Here is a 20,193-nt window from a genome sequence, read left to right as displayed (position 1 = left end):
CCTCAGCTGACCTTGCCGCCGGCGTCGACGTAGCTCTGCGTGGCGACCTTGATGCTCTCCCGCTGTTCGCCGACGCGCAGTTCACGGGTCGCGACGGCCCGCTGGACCGCGATCTCCATCGGCCTCGTCGAGCCCTGGAAGTGCGGCATGACCTCCCGCGCGATCAGCTCCAGGGAACGCCGCTCGGCGTCCTGTGCCGCCCAGTCGTGCCCGGTGGTGATCAGCAGGGTGCCGAACCCGTCCGCGCTCGCGCGCATGTGCTCGATGAAGGCGATGGCGTCGGCGACGTCACCCACGCACATCAGGTGGGTGTCCTTCACGCCATCGATCATCTGTTCGACAGTGGGCTCGGCGGACGGGGCGTCGCCGTTGGAGGCCGCTTGCTCCTCCAGCCAGGCGAAGGTGCGCTCGCTGACGTTGGCGACGTAGTTCATGTGCCGCGGGAAGCCCTTCGCCACCTCGGCGTACGCCTGCTTGCGTGTCTCCGCGACGTGCATGAACGCGACGACGCGGTAGTTCTTGCGGTCCACCGTGGTGCCGTGGACCTCGGCCTGCTCCTCCGCGATGTGCCACATGTTGCTGAGCGCGGCATACCCCCTGCGGCTGGTGGCGCCGAGCGCGAGCAGTCCGGCGCCGTACCGGCCGGCCAAAGTGGGGCCGAAGGGCGACTCCATGGAGGTGAAGACCAGCTCGGGGGTGGGGCGTTGGAACGGCTTGAGCTGGAGATATGCGTCGTCGAGGTCGAACCAGGAGGAGTGGTGGGTCACCCCTTCCTCGCTGGTCAGCAACCTGACGATGACGTCGACGGCCTCGGCCATCCTGGAGCGGGTCTCGGCCCAGGGAACGCCGATCATGGCGGCGTCGGAGGGCAATGAGCCCGGTCCCATCCCGAGGATCGTGCGGCCCTTCGACAGGTGGTCCAGCAGGACGGCCCGCTGCGCGACCTGGAAGGGGTGGTGGTAGGGCAGTGAGGCGACGCCAGTTCCCAGCCGCATCCGGTGGGTGCGCTCGACGGCCGCCGCCACGAAGACCTCCGGCGAGGCGATGATCTCGTGGCCGGACGAGTGGTGCTCGCCCACCCAGCCTTCGACAAAGCCGAGGGTCTCGGCGTACTCCAGTGTTTCGAGGTCGCGGCGCAGGGCGCGGGTGGGGTTCTGGTTCGGGTAGTGCTGCGGTGCGATGAACAGTCCGAACTGCATCGCGTCGATGCCCGGGGTGACGGTCATGACAACTCCTCTTTGAGTGATCCTTCGACCTGGGGGTGCTGACTAGCGCGCGACGGCCGCGCGCGCGTAGCTCTCCCGGAGTTCGCGCTTGAGGATCTTGCCGCTCGGGTTCTTGGGCAGTTCCGACGCGAAGAACACGTGTTTGGGGGTCTTGTAGCCGGCCAGCAGCGACCGGCAGTGGGTGATGACGGCGTCCTCGGTCAGCCCGGCGCCGTCCCGGAGGACCACGACCGCGGTGACGGCCTCGATCCATATCTCGTCGGGGACACCGAACACGGCCGCCTCGGCCACGCCGACCAGCCGGTAAAGGGCCTCCTCGACCTCGCGGCTGGCCACGTTCTCCCCGCCTGACTTGATCATGTCCTTCTTGCGGTCGACAACCGTGAGGTAGCCGTCGGGGCTCATCACACCGAGATCACCCGAGTGGAACCAGCCGCCGCGGAAGGCGTCCGCGCTCTTCTCCTCGTCCCGGAAGTAGCCGAGCGTGGCCTGCGGGCTGCGGTGCGCGATCTCGCCGACCTCGCCCGGCGGCACGTCATGGCCGTCGTCGCCGACGAGGCGGGTCTCGACGTTGAGGGCCGGGCGTCCCGCCGAACCGGCGTGACTGATCTGCTCGTCCGGCTTGAGGATCGTCGCGAGCGGGGCCATCTCGGTCTGCCCGTAGAAGTTCCACAGGCGGACCTGCGGCAGCCGCTCCCGCAGTTCCCGGAGGATCTCGACCGGCATGGGCGAGGCTCCGTAGTACCCCTTGCGCAGACTGGACAGGTCCGTGGTGGCGAAGGCCGGGCTGCGCAGCAGGGAGATCCAGACGGTGGGAGGGCAGAACAGCTTCGTCACCCGCTCCTCCTCGATGGTCCGCAGGATCACCTCGGGGTCGGGGCGTGGAAGCACGATGCTCGTCGCGCCGACGTAGACGTCCGGTCCGAGGAAGCAGTCGAGCTGCGCGCAGTGGTAGAGCGGGAGCGCGTGGATCTCGATGTCGTCGTGGACCATCTCGCCGTCGACGACGCACGAGACGTACTGGCAGATGAGACTGCGGCTGCTCAGGAGGGCGCCCTTGGGACGAGACTCGGTGCCGCTGGTGTACATCAGGCGGACCGGGTCGTCGTCGTCCACGAGTACGGCAGGCGCACCGTCCTCGCCGCTGTCGGCCCAGAAGGCGACATCCTCCCAGCCCTCGGGGCGCGGCTCCCCTGCGAGGGCGATCCAGCCCCGGGCCTTCAGGTCGACACCGCTCAGCCGGACGGCCTCTTCGGCGACAGGGTGCAGCGCGTCCTCGACGGCGAGTCCGGTGGCTTCGGAGTGCTCCAGGATGTAGGCAACTTCGGTCGCGTTGAGCATGAAGTTGATCGGCACCATGATCGCGCCCAGCCTGGCCAGGGCGTAGGTGAGGACGCAGAACTCCCAGCCGTTGTGGGAAAGGACCGCGAACCGGTCGCCCTTGCCGATCCCCTGCCGGGCGATCGCGTTGGCCGCCCGGTTCGCGGCGGCGTCGAACTCGGCGTAGGTGAAGCGCCGGCCGGCCGCCAGCAGGGCCGGCTTGTCCGGGGTGCGCAGGGCGGTACGGCGCAACAGGTCGCCGATCGTGTGGGAGCGGGCGGCCCTGACCGCCTCCGTGGCGGCGAGGGAGTCAGCCATGATCGGGCACCAGCTCGTGGTGGACCCAGGAGTGGTCCGGGGCCAGGCCGAGCAGTTCCCGTCCCGTCCCGCGCAGGATCACGTCCGAGACGATGATGTGCTGGGTGGAGGCGTGGGTGTCGCGGAAGCACCGCTGGATGGCCCCGGCCCGCAGACCGACACCGCCGGAGAGGCGGTAGACGTCGGCACAGACGTCGGCCACCGTGTGGGTGATGTGGTTGACGGCGAGCCGGATCATGGTCTGCTGCCGTTTCGACAGGGCTTCGCCGCGCTCGAACGTCGTCTGTACGTCGGTCCAGGTCTGGCGCAGGAATCCGCTCGCGGCCCGGAAGGCGGCCTCGTCCCAGGCCGCTCGCTGAAGGAAGTCCTCGCTCGCGGCCCGGTCCCCGCGGTGCTGGGCGTACGCGGCCAGCTCGTCGAGAGCGCGGCGGCCGAGGCCGACGGCCCAGGCCGCGTGCAGCAGGCATCCCATGCCGATGACGCCGAGACTGTAGAGCTGACCGCCCCGGTCGGAGTGCCGGATCCGGGCGGGGTGGGCCCACTGCGCGGGTACGAAGAGGTCGGTGATCGTGTAGTCGATGCTTCCGGTGGCGGCGAGCCCGAGAACGTCCCAGTTGTCCCCGAACCGCACGTCCTGCCGCGGTACGACGGTCAGAATGATGTTCGGCCGCCCGTCGGGACCGAGCTGCGGGCGCCCGTTCTCGTGCACGACGGCACCGGAGTACGCGTGTGTCGTGTGCTTGATCCCCGAGCCGTAGCTCCATGCCCCGGTGAGCCGGTAGCCCCCCTCGACGACCTCGGCCACCCCGACCGGTGAGCCCTGCCCCGCTATGACGGGGAGCGGCCCGCCACCGTAGAGCCCGGCGACCGCGTCGTCGCCCAGGTAGGCGCCCGCGGTCGCGGTGGCGAGGGCGGTGGCGAGCAGCACCCAGCCGGCCGGACCGTCGTGGTAGGAGGTCGTCTCGACGACGTCGTACATCTCCAGCGGCGGGCACTCCGCGCCGCCCAGGGACCGCGGGACCCACAGACTCAGCAGATCGCTGTCGACCAGTTCCTTCTCGACGGGGTCGACCAGCCTGCCCTCGCGCATGCTGTCCAGGGTGTGTTCTTCGGCAAGCTGGCCCAGCTTCCGCGCACGGTCGACGGAGTCCGTGCCAATGGCCGGATCTGTGCTGGATGATTTATGCGTGGACAAGGCGGCTCCTCGATCCATCTCGTGCAGATCGCCCCACCGTAGGGCGCCGGGCGGCACGGGCCGCGTCTCGATCTGGGACAATGAGCGCTTCACAGGCTCCTCATGCGCGTCCGGTGCGGATACGGTCGGTCACATGCTCCCCATGGGCGACAGCGAAGCAGGCCGTGAGACGGTCCTCGTGCGCAGCAAACTCGCCATTCCGGAACTGCCGGCCGCCTTCGTCTCCCGGCCCCGGCTGGTGGCACCGCTGCGACGGCTGGTCCTGGAGCACCGTGTGGTCGTGGTCTCGGCCACCGCCGGGGCAGGCAAGACCACGGCCGTGGCCGAGGCGGTCCGCGGACTCCACGCCGATGTGGCCTGGCTGACCGTGGACCGTACGGATACGGCGCCCGGCCGTCTGTTCGTCTACCTTTCGGCCGCCCTGGCCACTCACCGGCCGCAGGCCGACGAACTCGCGCGGCGGGCCCTCGCCGCGGGTCTGACCCACCGCGAGGCCGCGGCGTCCATGGTGGAGGAGCTCGGCGCCGGTGAACTCGTTCTTGTCATCGACGAGTTGGAGCAGCTGGCCGACGCTCCCGAGGCATGGGCGGTCCTCGACGCGGTCGTCCGGTACGCCCCGCCGCAGCTGCGCCTGGTTCTGCTCAGCCGGCGAAACCCACCGGAGCACCTGGTGGCCTTCCCTCCCGAGACGACCGTCGAGGGGCCGAGCGAGAGCCAGTTGGCCTTCACCGTGGAGGAGGCGGCCAAGGCCCTCGCTTCCCTGGGCAAGTCCGACATCGCGGCGGACTCGGCGGTGCACGCCACGGGCGGCTGGGTCACGGGAGTGCTGTTCGAGGCATGGCACGCCCGTGAGCACGTCGACGGCACCGGCGGTGAGGTCGATCCGCTGCACGGTTATCTCTCCACGCACATCCTCCGGCCGCTCGACCCGCGGGACCTGGAGTTCCTGGTCACGACCTCCGTCCTCGACGAGGTCAGCCCCCGGCGCGCCCAGGCCCTGGGGTGGATCGACGCCGGAGCCCGGCTCGGCTCGTTGCGCAGGGCGCATCTCCCCGCCACTTGGACGGGCCCGGACGGCCGTACCCTGCGCTGCCACTCCCGCTTCCGCGAGTTCCTGCGGGCCCGGATGACGGAGTTGGACGCCGACGTTCTGCTGGACCTGCGTCGGCGCACGGCACGGCTGCTGTCCGAGGAGGGCCACCACGAGGAGGCGACCGAGGTCCTGCTGGGTGTCGGCCTCGTCGTGGACGCACGGGAGTACGCCGAACGCGCGGTCCTCACGGTCATCGAGCGGCTGGACCTCGACATCGCCGACCGGTGGCTGTCCGCCCTCGGGGACGAGCCGTCCGCCTCGGACCTCACCACGGCCCGGCTGATGCGGGCCGTCGCCCGTGACGACTTCCACCACGGTGTCGCGATCGCGGACCGGCTCGCCCTGGCGGGCACCAGGGAAGAACTCGCCGCGCACTCGCCACGTGCCGCGGCCCTGATGGGGTGGTCGTATCTGATCTGCGGACGCGCGACGGACGCCGACGTCGTCCTGGCCGCCGCCACCGGCCCCGAGGTCGCCGCCGTCCGCTACGCCCTCCATCTGTGGGTGGAGGACACCGGCCCCGACGCGACCGAGACCGCCCCGCTCAGCGGAGGCGCAATGGACGCGGTGGTGCTCATCACCCGCTACTACTCGGGACTGCTGCAGGAGGTCGTCGCCCCGGACACGTCTCCCTGGATCCAGGAGGTCGCGGGACTCCACCGGGCCGCCGCGCTGCGGGCGACCGGCCACACGCACGAGGCGCTGGAGTTGTACGAGGCCTCCCGCCCCGACGCCACCGGGCGGATCGGAATCACCCAGGCGCTCCTGGGATCCGAGATCATGCTGGAGGCGGGCAACCCCGAGGCAGCCCTGCGCCTGCTGCACGAGGGCTACGAGCGGGCCCGCGGTTCGGGCGCGGTGGTCTACGAGATCGCGTTCCGCATCGTCGAGATCAAGGCGGCGATACGGCTCGACGATCCGCGCACCGCTTGGCAGGTCCTGGAGCGGCTGCGAGGCAATCCGCTGGTCGACTCCAGCGTGTACTACCGGGAGGTGGTCAGTACCCTGGACGCGCTCCTGATGCTGCTGGGCGCCGGGGGTGACGACACCCGTGCCCTGGGCATTCTGCGGGACACCGTGGCCAGCATGGGGCGCGGCGCGCGCATCCTCGAACTGCCCGCCGCCGCCGTGTTCCTCGCGGAGGCCGAGTGGCGGGCCGGAAACGAGGAGGAGTCCGACCGGGCCGCGGAACTCGCCCTGGCCGCGGCGGCCCGGCAGGGAGCGAACCACGTCCTGCTCCAAGCTCTCGCCCGGTTCCCCGCGGTCCTCTCACGCCGGATCGACGCCGAACCGGAGGCGGACTCGCCCTGGCACGCCCTGGGCAGGGCGCTCATCACGCAGGACCACCGGATCCTGGAAGCCGTCGGGCGCCCGACCGTCCACGTGAACGAATTCGGCCGCAAGGCGATGACAGTCCTCGGCCAGGAGCTGCGCCCGGCCATCGGCAAGAGCCTGGAGCTCCTCGCCTTCCTGGTGGTGCAGGGCGGCGCCGCGGACCGGAACAGGCTTCTCGACGTCCTGTTCGAGGGCCGCCGGGACGACGCCGCCGGGGCCTATCTGCGGCAGGCGGTCCGCCGGCTCAGGGAGGTACTGCCCGACCCGGACGACATCGTGCTGAGCGACGGTGTACTGCGGCTGCGTGACAGAACGCGGATCACCAGCGACTCGACCCGTTTCGAGGCCCGGTTGGGCGAGGCCGCCCGGCTTCGCGGCGAGGACCGGCTGCAGGCGACGAGGGCGGCTCTCGGCCTCTACGACCGGGGGCCCTACCTGGAGGCCCTCGACTCACCGTGGATCGAGGCCCGGCGTGATCACCTGTCCGAGCTCGCCGTCACCGCACGGATCGAGGCGGCAGCACTCTCCCTGGAGCTGGGCCTGCACCAACAGGCTCAGGAACTCGTCGAGCGGGCGCTCGGCGACGACCCCTACCGCGAGGGCGGGTGGCGGCTGGCCATGTCCGTGGCGAACGCCCGTGGGGACTACGACGGCGTGGTCAGCCGGTATCTCCGCTGCAAGAGCGCTCTCGCCGCCCTGGGGCTCAGCCCGGCTCCCGCCACCCGTCGGCTCCTTGGTCAGCTGCGGCGTTGAGACCGTCCTGCAGTGTTCAGCGCCCGTCGGGGCGACCAGCCGCAGTGACCAGGATCTGGCTGGTCAGATCGATACGGTATGTGCGCAGCTTCCGGTACAGAGTGGCCCGGCCGATGCCGAGCGACTCGGCCGCACGGGACTTGTTCCCGGCGTTCTCCTGGAGGGCCCGGATGATGGCCAGGCGTTCGATGTGCTCCATCCGGCCCAGGGTCCGGCCGCTGTTGAGATAGGAGCTGGGCAGATCGATCAGCGACATCTCGGCCTTGACGCTCCGCTGCGCGACGGTCCGCAGCAGTCCTTCCAGTTCCGTCACGTTCCCGGGCCAGTCGTGCCGGACGAGGGTTTCCGGCAGGGCCGGCGCCACGCGCATCGTCGACCGCACGCGGTGGACCAGGTGCGGCACGAGGTCCAGCACGTCCTCCGGCCGCTCCCGGAGGGGCGGGATGCGCAGTTCCAGACCGGCCGTCCCCGCCACGAAAACGTCGGAGGGACCGCTGCCGGGCGCTTCCGTCCTGGTGAGCAGAAGACGCAGCTCTCCGATGTCGGCGGCTTGACCGACGAGAGCGGCGAGCACTGCACCCGGGAGACGTTCCACGTGCCGCAGGATCACCGTGTTCGGGGTAGTACGCAATTCCTCGGTGACCCGCTCGGCGACTTCATGGTGGGCGAAGGGAGCCGACCGGTCGGCGTCGAAGACCACCACCGGCGCGGACGGACGGACGCGGGCTGCGATGAGCCGGGCCAGCAGAAGTCTGCCCGTACCGGCCTCACCGGAGAAACAGACGACCGGCAGGTCGACCGTCACTCGGCCGGCCAGAGCGCGCACATGCGTGACCGCCTTGCTGTGTCCGACGAAGGACGCCTCAAGTCCGGAGCGTTCGGCGTGGTGATCCCCGTCCGTCGGTCGCCAGCGGTTCGCGCCCGTCGGAGCGGCCCGGACGACGACCCCCTGCTTCAGATCCGCCTCGTCGACTCGATGAACCACCGCGTTGAAGCTGTCCCCGTCGGCGAGCGCCAGGTCGATCGTCCCGGAGGACCGCTCGGCGAGTTCGGCTTCGGCCTGGCGGCGCAGGACCGCGCGGTCGCCGGCTCCCAGCATCCGCGCGGCAGCACCGTTGGCGAGTTCGATACGGCTGCTGAAGGCCAGCACCGGAGCCGTCGTGGAACGCGCGTTGCGCAGGTAGTGGGTCAGGAGACCGCGCTCGTGCGCGCTCGACCGCGCTTCCATCGCGTGCTGGACCGCTTCAGCCGCGAGCGCGGCGGTTGCGGCAAGCGTCTGCGCGTCGCGGCCGTCCAGCGCGGTCAGGCCGACGGCTCCCTGCGTCCGCTGGGTGAACGGGTGCACGATCGGCGCGGCCCCGCAGCTCAGCTCCGCGAGCTTCTCCAGAAAGTGTTCCCCCTTGCCGACGGCCCACGGCTCCCGCGTCAGGAGAGCCAGCCCGAAGGCGTTGGTCCCGGCCTCCTCCTCGCTCCACCTGGCCCCGAGGGAGAGCCCGAGGTGATCGAGCCGGCGACGGAACCAGTCGTTGGGACCGACGACTTCAAGGACCCGGCCCTGGGCACCGACGAGAGTCACGGCAACGCCCGCGTCCCCCAGCAGTTCGCGCACCCGGTCCACGACCGGAAGCGCACAGCTGGCCAGTCGTTGCGGCACATCGGGAACGGACAACGGATCACGGGGAGCGCTGCCACTCCGGTCGAGTCCGCACTGCGCGGAGCGGCGCCACGACTCGGCGATCGCGTCGCGGACAGGCTGTGGCCGCGCGCCCGGACCGTCGTGCTCACCCGCCCGCACCCTCCTGACACCGGATGGCGGCATGTAGCTGAGATCGATCGACATAGCGCACTCCCCACTCCGCGAGTTCGTGCCACAGGCTGACAGCGGGGTGTGAATGAGGCCGAAATCGCGGCCCTGCCTGGACCGGAGCCACGGCACGGTCCGCCTCGGAAGGCCGACCACGTCGTACTTGTGCGTGGCCTCGGGCCAATACGACCAAAACGGTTCCTGGGCCTCGATCAGCCGACTCGACTCACGAATGCCCGCACCGTCGTCTCCCGCCTTACGGCCCAACCACCAGGGTGGTTTGAGCGGGCGACCCGCCTACCGAGACGGGCCTTCACAACCGTAGTGCGGCGGCGCCGCCTCCTCCTCGACTGTGCTTCCGTATCGGGGCGTCAGCAGGAGACCCCTGTCCGGTATTGCCTCCAGACGGGCACACCCACCGCCTCCCTCAGTACCAAGATCCGGACCATACACGGGCCCCACTCAACCCGCCGCACATCCAGCCGCGGTCTTCCCTGGTCACCGCACCACGCAAGACGTATCACCACCAGACCGAGAACGGATGAACCGCCGAGCACAAAGGGTAAGCACCGGTTTCCAGCCACGGCTGCCTACCACAAGCGCTCGATCCCACCCACCAGGCGAGGAGATCCGAAGAGCGCCATCACACGGGGTGTCTCCTCCGGCCACTACGGCCCTGTCGAACGGGGGACGGGACAACGGGCCTGACTCGCCAGCCAACGCTCAGGTAGCCCCCGGTCTCCCTCGCCGGGTCCCGTAGTCGTCCGGTTCCGCGGCTTCCACTCCAAGGCGAACAACGTCATCGCGGTTGACGCGAACTTCCGCGATGAGCTTCCCAATGCGCTGAGGCGTGAGATCACTCGTCGCCCCCGACTCCGCCGGACCGTCCTCAATCTCGTCAAGGATCCGGGCGTTACGCACCAGCCGTAGCTGCCTATCGCTGAATAGTCTGGTTACCAAGCCGCTTTGAACCGCTTCTGCGCTTCCGCGCTGTTCATGGTCGTCCGCTGATCGTTTGAAACAACAACGGCATCCTGCAGGTCCCGCTCGGCCGCGGCCTGTTGCTCGTTCGGGCGACTTCGCGTGACTCTGCCCCACGTCGCGCGTACGGAGAGGGTCGCCCGGTCGTTCCACTTCGCCTTCACTGCGGGGAGCGCGTGTTCAGACCACCACTTCCTCACGTGCGGAGCAGCCTTCTCCGCCGGTCTGATGCCGACCTGGAACAGCACCTCGGCGACGAACTCCGCGTTCTCTCGGCGCTCCTGCGCCAGCGCCTCCGATTCGTGGTGGTCAAAGTCAGGCCGATCCTGTGGGTGCGCTGCCACCGGATCCGACCCGATCTTCTCCTTCAGGAAGAGCTCGGCATGATCCATCTGATCGGTGCCGAGGTCAGTGATGGCGCGGTGAGCGCCTTCGGTTTTCCTCTACCGTGCGAGACGGGCGCCCTTCGGAACCCTGACGACGGCCTCGTACTCGTCGTACTCATTGCTGTCCATGCCCCCACCTTCGACTTACCGGATGCTCTGCGCCCGTTGCCCGCCCCGGCGGCCACAACAACGACTCTGTACGTTTCGCACCCGGTCGTCCACCGGATCGCCAGAACCGCACGTCGCGTCCGTACAGCCCGTCAGGGACTCGATATGTAGCGATGCAGAACAGCAGCCGTCGGCGACCGCCCTGCCCACCGGTGACACGGAGCAAGGTCGTGCTTCTCCTGGTCCACCGCGCGTTGTCGTTGAAGGCGACTACTGTGAGGGGCAGTTGGTGGCGGACTGCCGTGTGGAAGTCCGCGAAGTTCTTCATGAACGACGCGTCTCCGGTGGCATACGTGACGCGCTCGCCTGCTTTCGATGGTGTCGAGAGTCTCTATGAGCCGCAATCCGACTCGTCGCATGCTTGCGATCACGGGACGCAGTGCATAGCCGGACGGGCCGCTCGCGTCCGTTGTCCCCTCTCTGCGTCGCTCCGCCCGTAGGCAGTGATGCGTCCGGTTGTGTCACGCATTCCCTTGATGGGTGCCGTCCCGGCACGGCAAGGACAGCACCGCGAACATACCTGCCGTGAACCGGTGTCCTCCCGAGATCACGGCAGCCCGCGGAATGCGCAGCAGCGGCTGCTCAGGGCTGCCCTCTCAACCCTCGGCACCAACTGCCTGTGACCACCCGACCCACCGGAGCAGCTTCTCCCGCACGCCGCTCCGACCCATTCCCCTGGGGAAAATCGACTGCCTAACCGGGCACAAGCGTGAAAGGCTCAGAAACTCGATGCGTCTACTCGCCGGTTCCAGGACGTGCCGCTTCGGACAGCTGACTACACGCCGCCACCTCGTCGCCATCCGGAGCGGCGATCCGGATGCGTCCTTCGGTGGCGAGCCGCTCGACCAGTTCCTGCGCCTTCGCCCGCAGGGCTCGCGCGACAGGCCGCTCGCTGTGGGGCGCGCGAGGCTTGGCGGGCACCGCCCGCTCACTGCCGCCGGCGACCGCAGAGTCATCGTCGATCATCAGGAACCTACGATCCCGCAAGGCGTCCACCGAGGGCCGACCACCCGGCATCAAGGTTCCAACGCCCTCGTCGACGTCAGGGCGCTCGACGAGCCCGCATTGGCGTACAGAACTGAAAGGGTGTCCGTCAGCGGTGGGAGTCCTCTGGGACTTTTCTGGGACTTCCGGCACTGGTCCCTTCCGCGACATTTGACGAGCAGGAAGCAGCAGCGCCGCCGGGCGCGTCGCCCGCCCTCGACGCCTCATCAGAACGAGCGCCAAATGAGCGTCAAGATATCGCCCGCAACACCCACACCACACGTATTGCGCACGCACAAGACCTCAGTTCAGGACGCCTAGGCCTCCGGTTCAAGGAACGCACCGCACTCCACATGAGGCGTCATCGGGAAGGCATGAACCGGCGCAGCACGTCATGTGCCAAGCACGTACACGATCGCCCACGCATCGGAAAAATCACCTCGCCTACGGGCGTCATGCTCCAGCAATGCCGTCACTAGCGAGGGGAATATAGCCGCACATCGCCGGGTGGCCAAACAGGCGTTTCTGCAGATGATTGTTGTCCAACGTCTCCGCCCCAAGCACTATTGCGGATCGACTCGCCAGCAGGAACTCACCGCCCGCGCCGATGAGGGTTCCCGCCGATCTTCGTTGGCGAGCCATGTCGCGTGTCACCGACGCCCTTCTCTCCCATCCCGCTGGTCTCCTAAACCGCCCGGAGACCCACCGCGCTTGTCCCGCGAACTCATAGACCGTCCCCCCTGGCAAACGCCTGGTACTCGACGAGCACTCTCGCCGGCTGTTCGAGCGATGCCAAGATCTCCCCGCTCTAAGACCGGCACATCAACTTTCCGAGCCACCGCCAGTCAACCATCCACGAGAGCGGGTCTCGCAAGAGGCTACGCCCCTTGCGAGACCCCAAGACCCCGGAAGTAGACCGGCCAGGTATTTACTCCGGAGACCAGGACAGCGAGAGAAACGCGGCAACAAGGTACGTGCGTCGGGAAACGTCCACAGGACAGGCCCTGGCTACCCGACTGGAGCGCGAAGCGCGGATGGACCGGTGAGGCCTGCGATGAGTTCGAAGGAACGGATACGGCTCGTCGCGTCGTGAACGGGAGTCACGAGCATAAGCTCGTCAGCTCCGAAGCGACCGCCTGTCTCCGCCAAGGCACGCGCGACCTGTTCGGGGGTTCCTTGGGCGCGGCCAAGCCGGTGGCTCTCCAGGATCGCCTGTTCCTCCGACGTGAAGACACGTCGCGCGGCCTCCTCCAGGGGGAGCTGTGGCTCGCCCCGTCCGTTGAGAAGGCTGAGTCGCGCGATGTCGAACGGACGGCTGAGGTGTGCGGCCTCGGCCTCGGTCTCCGCGCACACTGCCGTAACGCTCAGCATCACTCTCGGCGTGTCACTCCAGCGGGAGGGCTTGAAGCGGTCCCGATACCGTTCCAGTGCTTCGAAAGCATTCTGCGGCCTGATGTGGTACGCGAACGCCAAGGGAAGGCCCAGCTCCGCCGCGAGTGTCGTCCCCGCCACGCTGGAACAGAGCAACCATGGCTCCGGGACCTCTTCCCGTTCCCCGACCAGACCGAGGACCTGAGCGACAGCCTCGCCGTATTCCTCATCATTGGCCGTGGGAGCGCCCCGACGCAGCGCCCGGGCTGTCTGCTCATCCAGGGTTCCCGGGCCACGTCCGATTCCGAGATCGATCCGGCCGGGGTGAAACGCAGCCAGAGCTGCGAACTGCTCCGCTAACGACAGAGGTACGTGATTAGGCGCGAGAACTCCGCCCGAACCGACTCTGATCGAAGAGGTTACGGCCGCCATGTGCGCTATGACGACGGCAGGTGGGAAGTCGGCCAGGAATGGTGAGCCGTGGTGTTCGGCATACCAGATGCGCTGAAAGCCGAGCTGATCTGCTCGTTGAGCGAGCCTGACCGAGCCGCGGATCGTCTCGGCAGCAGATGTACCCGCTTCGAACGCGGTGACTTCAAGTATGGACAGCGGTAGGTCTATCACTCGTCAAGGATACGCGTCACCTCGCGCGCCTCATGATCCGGGGTCATGCCCCGACCCGGCCGACGAGCCAGGACTCCTCGTCGCCGAGCCTCTCGTCCGCACCGAGAACAAGACCGAATACGTCCGAGTCTCGACCGACGGGCAGAGGCTCGAACGGCAGATCGCCCCCCCCTGACCGCCGGATACCGGAGAATCTTCGCAGACATGAAATCCGGCAAGAAACACGCTCCGCTCCGAGCTGACGGTATGCCACGCGTTCCTTGAACCTGGAGACACACTCGTGGTCCCCTCGCTCGACCGCGGGATCGGCCTCAGGCGGCCGGCTCGTCTTCCAGGTCTTCGCCACCCTCGCGGAGTTCATCCGTGAGGGTGGCGCCTTCGGCACCAACGAGGGCTTGGCAGCCGCACCACCGCCGCCACCATATGCTGGCGCATGGACCGAGATGAAGTCGAGGAGCTCAACACCGACTTGGCGAAATTCACCTCCGATGTCTTCGCCTACCTGCCCCACCGGGGGCAGCGGACGCACGGGGTGCAGTACCTGCGCAGGCGCCTGCTGGACGGCAAGCGCAATTCGGTGGAGCCGCTGGCCGAGCGGTCAGGGGTCCCCTGGCAGAATCTGGGGCACTTCGTCGCGCAGTCGCCGTGGGACTACCGCGAGGTCATGCGCCGGGTCGCGGTCCGCGTCGTCCGCCCTGCGACATAGGTGATCGACGGCCACCCTTTCGTCCGCTACGGGTATCACACCACAGGGGCGATCGTGCAGCACTGCGGCGAACGCGGCCGGCACTTGTCCCAGGTGACCGTCTCCATCCCCGCGGCCCCCGCGTGGAGAGCCACCACTGCACTGACTGCTGTTCCTGCCCGGAAACCGGACCGATGACCGGTCGCGCTGGACCTGTTCGACGAGCTTGCCGACTGGGGGGCCGACCCGCGGCTGGTGACGGCCGACAGCGGCTAAGGCAACAACGTCGCCTTCCGTACCGGCCTCAGTGATCGCGACATCGCCTGGCTGCTGGCCGTTGTCGGGGACACCGTCGTCCCGCCCGCCACCGCAGTGCCTGTCACCGCGTGGGCCCACCGGCGCCCCAGCAGCCACGTCGACGACGTTGCCGCGGAACACCGCTGCCGAGCGCGCCGTTTCGTCTACCGCCCCAAGACCCGGCACCGCCCGGGCCAGGACCGGCCCGGCTGGTTCATCGCGATCCCGGTCCGCATCGCCGGAATCATCAAGCGCTGTATCGCAGGCAACACCGACGACCGCCTGCTGCCCCAACACACGCTGCTGATCCAGTGGAAACGCAAGCGCGGAGGCGACGTCTTCCGTTCCTGGATCACGGACCTGCCCGCCGGCACCCGGTTGACCTTACTGGTCCGACACGCCACGAGCCGCTGGAGCATCGAGACGGACTACCGGGAGAAGGAACAGGCCCTCGGCCTTGGCGACCACGAAGGCCGCACCTACGGCGGTTTCCACTGCCACGTCACCCTCGTCAGCACCGCTCACCTGTTCCGTCTGGAGCACTGCCGCCCTGCCGGCCACCGCCCGTGCCTCATCAGCACAGTTGATCACGGACCGCGACCAAGCTCTGTACGACGGGATTGACCCGCTGAACCCGGTCAAGGGCACCGGTCCCCACCTGGTCCCCAAGAACGATCAAGGGCCGGTTTCGGATGCCTCCGAAACCGGCCCTGAACTGCGACTGTCTCCAGTCGGGACGACAGGATTTGAACCTGCGACCCCTTGACCCCCAGTCAAGTGCGCTACCAAGCTGCGCCACGTCCCGCTGCGGAGTCACGCGGTGGGTTTCCGCGTGATCACGCAGGTCAACACTACCGCACGCGTACGGGTGCTGCCGCCGACCGCTCCGTGACCGGGTCGGCGACGCGGCTCGCGCGGCGGACCGGGACGAGGAGGGCGGCACCGGCCGCGGTGAGGCAGAACAGTGCGAGCAGGGCCCAGGCGTGGGTGTAGCCGGAGGCGTACGGCAGTCCGGAGGGCTGGAGCCGGCCGGTGACCAGGACGCTGGTGAGGGCGGCGCCGATGGAGCCGCCGATGGTGCGGATGTTGGCGTTCATGCCGGTCGCGGCGCCGGTCTGCTCGGGCGGCACGCTGCCGACGATGAGGTTGGCCATCGAGGCGAAGGCCAGTCCGATGCCGAGGCCGAACAGGCCCGCGACGACGCCGATCTGCCACTCCTTGTCGTGCCAGAGGGTGAGGAAGGCACAGGCCAGCGCGCCGAGCGCGGCCCCCGTGGTGAGCTGCACCTTGGCGCCGACGCGGGGTTCCAGACGGCCGCCGACGACACCCGAGAGGAACATGGCGATGAGCATCGGCAGCATGAGCAGGCCGGACTCGGTGACGGTGGCGCCGAAGCCGTAGCCGGCCGCGGCGGGGGTCTGGACGAAGCCGGGCAGGAAGGACCAGATCGCGTACATGCCGGCGCCGAAGAGGAGGGCGGCCGTGTTGGTGGTCCAGACGGCGGGCAGCCGCATCACGCGCAGGTCGATGAGCGGGGTGGCGGAGCGCGACTCGGAGAGCAGCCAGACGGCGCACAGCACGACGGCCGTGCCGAACAGGCCGAGCACCTTGGCCGAGCCCCAGCCCCACTGACCGGCCTGGCTCAGCGGCAGCAGCAGCGTCACCAGCCAGGCGGAGAGCAGCCCGGCGCCGAGCCAGCTGACGCTGCCCTCGGCCCGCTTGGGCGACTCGGGCACGTAGCGGGCGGCGATCAGGACGGTGGCCGCGACCACGCCGACCGGGATCCAGAACAGCCAGCGGTAGTCGAGCGCGGAGACGATCGGCCCCGCGGCGACGATGCCGACGCCGCCGCCGGCCGCGATCACCGCGGAGAGGTTGCTGATGCTGCCGCTGACCTCGGCCGGGGTGAACTCGTCGCGGATGATGCCGAAGGAGAGCGGGAACAGGGCGCCGCCGATGCCCTGGACGACCCGGGCGACGATCAGGACGCCGATGTTCGGCGCGAGGGCGGCGATCAGACAGCCGGCCAGGACGGCGAGCAGGACGGCGACGAGGGTGCGCTTCTTGCCGACCAGGTCGCCGACCCGGCCGAGTATCGGGGTGAAGACCGAGGCGGACAGCAGATAGGCCGTCATCACCCAGGTCGCGGTGGACTGGGAGGTGTGCAGGGCATGCTGGACGGTCGGCAGGGCCGGGGCGACCAGCGACTGGAGCATGGAGAACACGCCGGCACCGGTCGCGAGGACCGCGAAGGTGAGGCGGGTGGACTTCCGGGGCATGAAAGGCCTCTCCGAAATCGGAACGGAGGGAAAGGGGGAAAGGGCGAGGGGGGAGGGAGGAACGAAGGGTGAAGGAGACGCCGGGCCGCGTCCGGCCATGGCGGTACCGCTCCGCACTGCTAAAGTGGAGGTACCCCTCCACTCTACTGGAGGCAACCCTCCGCTTCAACCGAAGTCGAGGAACCCCTCCGGTTCACCCCTTTCACCCGGGAGGCAGCAGTGACGGACAGCCCGTTCCCCGTCAGCGAGATCGTCGCGTCCCGGAGACCGCACCGAAAGGACGCGGCCCGCAACTACGACGCGCTGGTCAAGGCCGCCCGCGAGGCGTTCGCCGAGCGGGGCGCTGACGTCTCCCTGGAGGACGTCGCCCGCCGCGCGGGGGTCGGCATCGGCACCCTGTACCGGAACTTCCCGACCCGCCGCGACCTCTTCGAGAGCGTCTACGCGGACGAGGTCAACGCGCTGTGCCGAGCCTCCGTGGAACTGGCCGGGCTGAAGCCCTGGGAGGCCCTGACCGCATGGCTGGACCGCTTCACCGGCTACATGGTCACCAAGCGGGCGGTGCGCGAGGCGCTCAACGACGAGTCGGAGATCTTCCAGGCCTGCCGTGACTCGATGTACGCGGCCGGCGGCCCGCTGCTGGAGCGGGCCCAGAAGGCGGGCGTGGTCCGCACCGACATGGAGATCGGCGACCTGCTCCGCATGGTCTCCGGCATCACCGCCACGGCCTTCGAGGACGACGCCCAGCGCGACCGCGTCCTCGGCATCGCCCTGGACGGGGTACGCGCAGGCCGCTGACGGTCGCCGCTCCCCCACCGGAGTCCCGCCCCCAGGGACGCGCGGCTCAGAGCCGTACGACGATGAGCGCGATGTCGTCCCGGCCGCCGCTGGCGACGCCCAGGCGGGCCAGCACGGTGTCGGCGAGCTCCTCGGTGCCCATGTGGATGAACTCACCGAGCACGTCGGCCAGTTGACGCAGCCCGACATCGATGTCCTGGTCCCGCCGCTCGATCAGCCCGTCGGTGTACAGGACGAGGGTGTCGCCCGGCTTGTACGGCAGGCTCGACTGCGGGCGCGGGACGTGCTGCGGGCGGGCGCCGAGCGGCGGGTCGGTCGCCTGGTCCAGCAGGTCGCAGCTGCCGTCGGGATGGATGAGCATGGGCGGCGGGTGGCCCGCACTGCTGTAGGTGATCAGCCGGCTGCGCATGTCGACGACCGCCTTCACGGCGGTGGTGCCCAGCGCCCCCTCCACCGACCTGGCGTACAGACCGAGTACCTCCAGCGCCTGGGCGGGACGCTCCAGGGCCCGGATGGCGGCGGACAGCGCACTGCGGAGCATGCCCATGACAGCCGCCGCCTCCAGGCCGTGGCCGATGACGTCGCCGACCGCGACGGCCAGCCGGTCGGGCGCGATGTCGACGACGTCGTACCAGTCGCCGCAGACGTTGAGGGAGCCGGTGGCGGGCAGGTAGCGCACCGCGATGTCACGGTGGTGGGCCAGGTCGGGGACGTGGAGCATGGCCTCCTGGAGGATGACGGCGACCTCGCGTTCGCGGGTGTGGGCCTGCCGCAGTTCCTCGTTCAGCCGCTGCAGCTCCCGCGCCCGGGCGTACAGTTCCGCCTCCAGGGCCTGCGTCTCCTGCGGACGCTCCGTCGCCCGGATGCCGTCGGGATGGGTGGCCCGGTACTCCTTGACGAACGAGGTGACGTCCTCCACCCGGTGGATGATGTAGTCCACCTGGCCGGCCGCGCCGAGCACGGGGGTGTTCACCGGGGACCACCAGCGCTCCTCGAAGATCCCGGGCCGGCCCATGACCGGGATGTCGTACTTCTGCAGCGCCATGGTGTCGGACCGGGCGGTGGCGAGGACCCGGTGCAGGGAGGCACCGAGGTTCTTGACCCCGTCTGCCTCCGGGTCGGCGGGGTTGTCCGGGAACGCGGTGAAGATGTGCCGCCCGAGCAGGTCCTCCCGGGTGCGTCCGGTGGCCGCCAGATAGGCCCGGTTCACGTCGACGATGACCAGATCCGGGCCGAGCACCAGATACGGGCTCGGCGTCGCGGCGAACAGCGCCGTGTGATCAACCCGGGATGCCACCGCTGACGCTCCTTCCCGCCTCAACGGCTCCGTCCTCAATCTACGGTCCGTCCTGCGGCTCTGCCCGCCGTGCGGCCGGGCCGCGCCGGGCGTGGCCCACCCCGGCCCGGTCGGCCTGCGGGGGCCTGCCCCCGCGCACCGACGCGTGCACCCGGCGCTCCGGGGCGGGCGGTGCCAGGCTGGGAGTCCGGCCCGGCGGGCGCCCGGCGGGTCGCCAGGCCTGCGCGGCGGGTCGCCGGTCGGTGTGCGCGGAAGGCGGTGGGTACGGGTGAGGGCGAACCCCGTGGACGGCCCGGGCCAGGGTCCCGGCGGTGACCGGAACGGGCCCGCCGTCTCCCGCCGGGACTTCGACGCGCTCTTCGAGGCGGTCCGCACCTGGGGCCGCTGGACCCCGGCCGACCGCGGTGCCTGGAACCGGGTCGCCGCCGAGCAGGTGCGCCAGGCCACGGCGACGGTGCGGTCCGGCCGGGTCGTGCCGCTGGCGCTGCCCTGGAACACCGTGCCCGGACCCGACAACCCCAGGCCCGCCCTGCACCACATGACCGATCTCGGCGACGTGGAGATGCCGGAGCCCGCCACCCACAAGGACTTCATCGGCGCCGACTACCACGGCAAGGCCGTCACCCATCTGGACGCCCTGTGCCACGTCTCCTACCGGGGGCGGCTGTACGACGGCCGGACGGCGAAGGACGTCGTCGGCGCGGCGGGCGCCCGTTTCGGAGCGGTGTCGGCGCTCGGCCCCCTCGTCACCCGGGGCGTGCTCCTCGATCTCCCCGCTGCCCTGGGGGTGCCCTGGCTGGAGCCGGGGCTGGCGGTGCACGCGGAGGACGTCGTCGCCGCGGAGCGGGCACTCGGCGTACGGATCGGCGAGGGCGACGCGGTGCTCCTGCGCTCCGGGCAGACCCGCCGGCGCGCGGAGCTCGGCGCCTGGGACCCGGCCACGGCCTGCGCGGGCTTCCACGTGGACGCCGTACCGCTGCTGGCCGAGCGCGGCATCGCGCTGCTCGGGGGCGACGGCGACAGCGACGTTCGGCCCTCCCCCGTGGCGGGTGTGCACTCGCCCGTCCACGCCCTCGCCATGGCCGCGATGGGGGTGCCGCTGCTGGACAACCTCGACCTGGAGGCCCTGTCGGCAGCGACGGGCCGGGCAGGGCGGTACGAGTTCCTGCTGGTGGTGGCGCCGCTGAACGTCCCGGGCGGGACGGGCTCGCCGGTCAACCCGGTAGCCGTCCTGTGACGCCAGGCGCGCAATGTCCGTAATCTGACGTATATCCTATTG

At 69.7% G+C, this 20,193-nt stretch carries 14 protein-coding genes, 1 tRNA gene and 1 pseudogene; 5 read left to right on the top strand and 11 right to left on the bottom strand.

Annotated features, from left to right (window positions below):
• Positions 1-2 precede the first annotated feature (2 nt).
• From AB0D74_RS15855 to AB0D74_RS15845, 3 genes are read right to left on the bottom strand one after another with little or no spacing between them, the layout of a single operon-like run.
• Positions 3-1,226, bottom strand: coding sequence for an LLM class flavin-dependent oxidoreductase (locus tag AB0D74_RS15855; RefSeq protein WP_362585805.1), 1,224 nt, complete (start codon positions 1,224-1,226; stop codon positions 3-5).
• A gap of 42 nt (positions 1,227-1,268) precedes the next feature.
• Complete coding sequence (locus AB0D74_RS15850; protein WP_362585803.1) at positions 1,269-2,864, bottom strand: acyl-CoA synthetase; 1,596 nt, start codon at positions 2,862-2,864, stop codon at positions 1,269-1,271.
• The gene (locus AB0D74_RS15845; protein ID WP_362585800.1) at positions 2,857-3,954 is read right to left on the bottom strand and encodes a hypothetical protein; all 1,098 of its coding nucleotides are present in this window, start codon (positions 3,952-3,954) and stop codon (positions 2,857-2,859) included. Before AB0D74_RS15845 ends, AB0D74_RS15850 begins: the two co-directional genes overlap by 8 nt.
• Before the next feature lie 238 nt (positions 3,955-4,192).
• Between AB0D74_RS15845 and AB0D74_RS15840 the strand changes: the two genes are divergently transcribed.
• Entirely contained in the window at positions 4,193-7,240 is a 3,048-nt protein-coding gene (locus AB0D74_RS15840; protein ID WP_362585797.1) for a BTAD domain-containing putative transcriptional regulator, read from the top strand.
• Between the two features lie 16 nt (positions 7,241-7,256).
• Here AB0D74_RS15840 and AB0D74_RS15835 read toward each other — a convergent pair whose 3' ends face one another.
• The 5 genes and pseudogenes from AB0D74_RS15835 to AB0D74_RS15815 all read right to left on the bottom strand — a co-directional run bounded on the left by AB0D74_RS15835 (position 7,257) and on the right by AB0D74_RS15815 (position 13,558).
• Positions 7,257-8,894, bottom strand: coding sequence for a helix-turn-helix domain-containing protein (locus AB0D74_RS15835; protein ID WP_362585794.1), 1,638 nt, complete (start codon positions 8,892-8,894; stop codon positions 7,257-7,259).
• A 1,103-nt stretch (positions 8,895-9,997) separates the two neighbouring features.
• A complete protein-coding gene (locus AB0D74_RS15830) occupies positions 9,998-10,417 on the bottom strand; it encodes a hypothetical protein (protein ID WP_362585791.1) in 420 nt (139 codons plus the stop codon).
• 109 nt (positions 10,418-10,526) lie between these two features.
• Positions 10,527-10,874, bottom strand: a pseudogene (locus AB0D74_RS15825) (thiamine pyrophosphate-dependent enzyme); the annotation flags it as partial.
• A 440-nt stretch (positions 10,875-11,314) separates the two neighbouring features.
• Positions 11,315-11,545 carry a hypothetical protein gene (locus AB0D74_RS15820; RefSeq protein WP_362585788.1) on the bottom strand — a complete coding sequence of 77 codons (231 nt, stop codon included), beginning with the start codon at positions 11,543-11,545 and terminating at the stop codon, positions 11,315-11,317.
• Positions 11,546-12,571: 1,026 nt separating this feature from the next.
• The gene (locus tag AB0D74_RS15815; protein ID WP_362585785.1) at positions 12,572-13,558 is read right to left on the bottom strand and encodes an LLM class flavin-dependent oxidoreductase; all 987 of its coding nucleotides are present in this window, start codon (positions 13,556-13,558) and stop codon (positions 12,572-12,574) included.
• A gap of 433 nt (positions 13,559-13,991) precedes the next feature.
• On the opposite strand from AB0D74_RS15815, the gene AB0D74_RS15810 reads away from it, so the two are divergent.
• Entirely contained in the window at positions 13,992-14,264 is a 273-nt protein-coding gene (locus AB0D74_RS15810; RefSeq protein ID WP_362585782.1) for a transposase, read from the top strand.
• A 351-nt stretch (positions 14,265-14,615) separates the two neighbouring features.
• On the top strand, positions 14,616-15,164 hold the full coding sequence (locus tag AB0D74_RS15805; RefSeq protein WP_362585779.1) for a hypothetical protein: 549 nt from the start codon (positions 14,616-14,618) through the stop codon (positions 15,162-15,164).
• A 107-nt stretch (positions 15,165-15,271) separates the two neighbouring features.
• Here the strand turns inward: AB0D74_RS15805 and AB0D74_RS15800 are convergent.
• Together AB0D74_RS15800 and AB0D74_RS15795 are read right to left on the bottom strand one after the other, a co-directional pair.
• Positions 15,272-15,345 (bottom strand) — tRNA-Pro (locus tag AB0D74_RS15800).
• Between the two features lie 46 nt (positions 15,346-15,391).
• Positions 15,392-16,819: an MFS transporter gene (locus AB0D74_RS15795; RefSeq protein WP_362585776.1), complete on the bottom strand. Its 1,428-nt coding sequence runs from the start codon at positions 16,817-16,819 to the stop codon at positions 15,392-15,394.
• 219 nt (positions 16,820-17,038) lie between these two features.
• On the opposite strand from AB0D74_RS15795, the gene AB0D74_RS15790 reads away from it, so the two are divergent.
• Complete coding sequence (locus AB0D74_RS15790; protein ID WP_362585772.1) at positions 17,039-17,617, top strand: helix-turn-helix domain-containing protein; 579 nt, start codon at positions 17,039-17,041, stop codon at positions 17,615-17,617.
• Positions 17,618-17,663: 46 nt separating this feature from the next.
• On the opposite strand, the gene AB0D74_RS15785 is transcribed toward AB0D74_RS15790, so the two are convergent.
• On the bottom strand, positions 17,664-18,914 hold the full coding sequence (locus AB0D74_RS15785; RefSeq protein ID WP_362585769.1) for a SpoIIE family protein phosphatase: 1,251 nt from the start codon (positions 18,912-18,914) through the stop codon (positions 17,664-17,666).
• 268 nt (positions 18,915-19,182) lie between these two features.
• Here AB0D74_RS15785 and AB0D74_RS15780 point away from each other — a divergent pair, with 268 nt between their 5' ends.
• On the top strand, positions 19,183-20,151 hold the full coding sequence (locus AB0D74_RS15780) for a cyclase family protein (RefSeq protein ID WP_362585766.1): 969 nt from the start codon (positions 19,183-19,185) through the stop codon (positions 20,149-20,151).
• Positions 20,152-20,193 lie beyond the last annotated feature (42 nt).

Origin of the sequence: Streptomyces sp. NPDC048278, assembly GCF_040652195.1 — a bacterium.
Lineage (GTDB): Bacteria > Actinomycetota > Actinomycetes > Streptomycetales > Streptomycetaceae > Streptomyces.
Note: the sequence above shows the minus strand (reverse complement) of the source record. Positions and strands in the feature narration are given on the sequence as shown.

Bases quoted from the DNA above. Each gene is read 5' to 3' on its own strand.
- AB0D74_RS15795 (WP_362585776.1), bottom strand. From the start codon at position 16,819: ATGCCCCGGAAGTCCACCCGCCTCACCTTCGCGGTCCTCGCGACCGGT.
- AB0D74_RS15850 (WP_362585803.1), bottom strand. From the start codon at position 2,864: ATGGCTGACTCCCTCGCCGCCACGGAGGCGGTCAGGGCCGCCCGCTCC.
- AB0D74_RS15855 (WP_362585805.1), bottom strand. From the start codon at position 1,226: ATGACCGTCACCCCGGGCATCGACGCGATGCAGTTCGGACTGTTCATC.
- AB0D74_RS15810 (WP_362585782.1), top strand. From the start codon at position 13,992: ATGGACCGAGATGAAGTCGAGGAGCTCAACACCGACTTGGCGAAATTC.
- AB0D74_RS15820 (WP_362585788.1), bottom strand. From the start codon at position 11,545: ATGATCGACGATGACTCTGCGGTCGCCGGCGGCAGTGAGCGGGCGGTG.
- AB0D74_RS15830 (WP_362585791.1), bottom strand. From the start codon at position 10,417: ATGGATCATGCCGAGCTCTTCCTGAAGGAGAAGATCGGGTCGGATCCG.
- AB0D74_RS15840 (WP_362585797.1), top strand. From the start codon at position 4,193: ATGCTCCCCATGGGCGACAGCGAAGCAGGCCGTGAGACGGTCCTCGTG.
- AB0D74_RS15845 (WP_362585800.1), bottom strand. From the start codon at position 3,954: ATGCGCGAGGGCAGGCTGGTCGACCCCGTCGAGAAGGAACTGGTCGAC.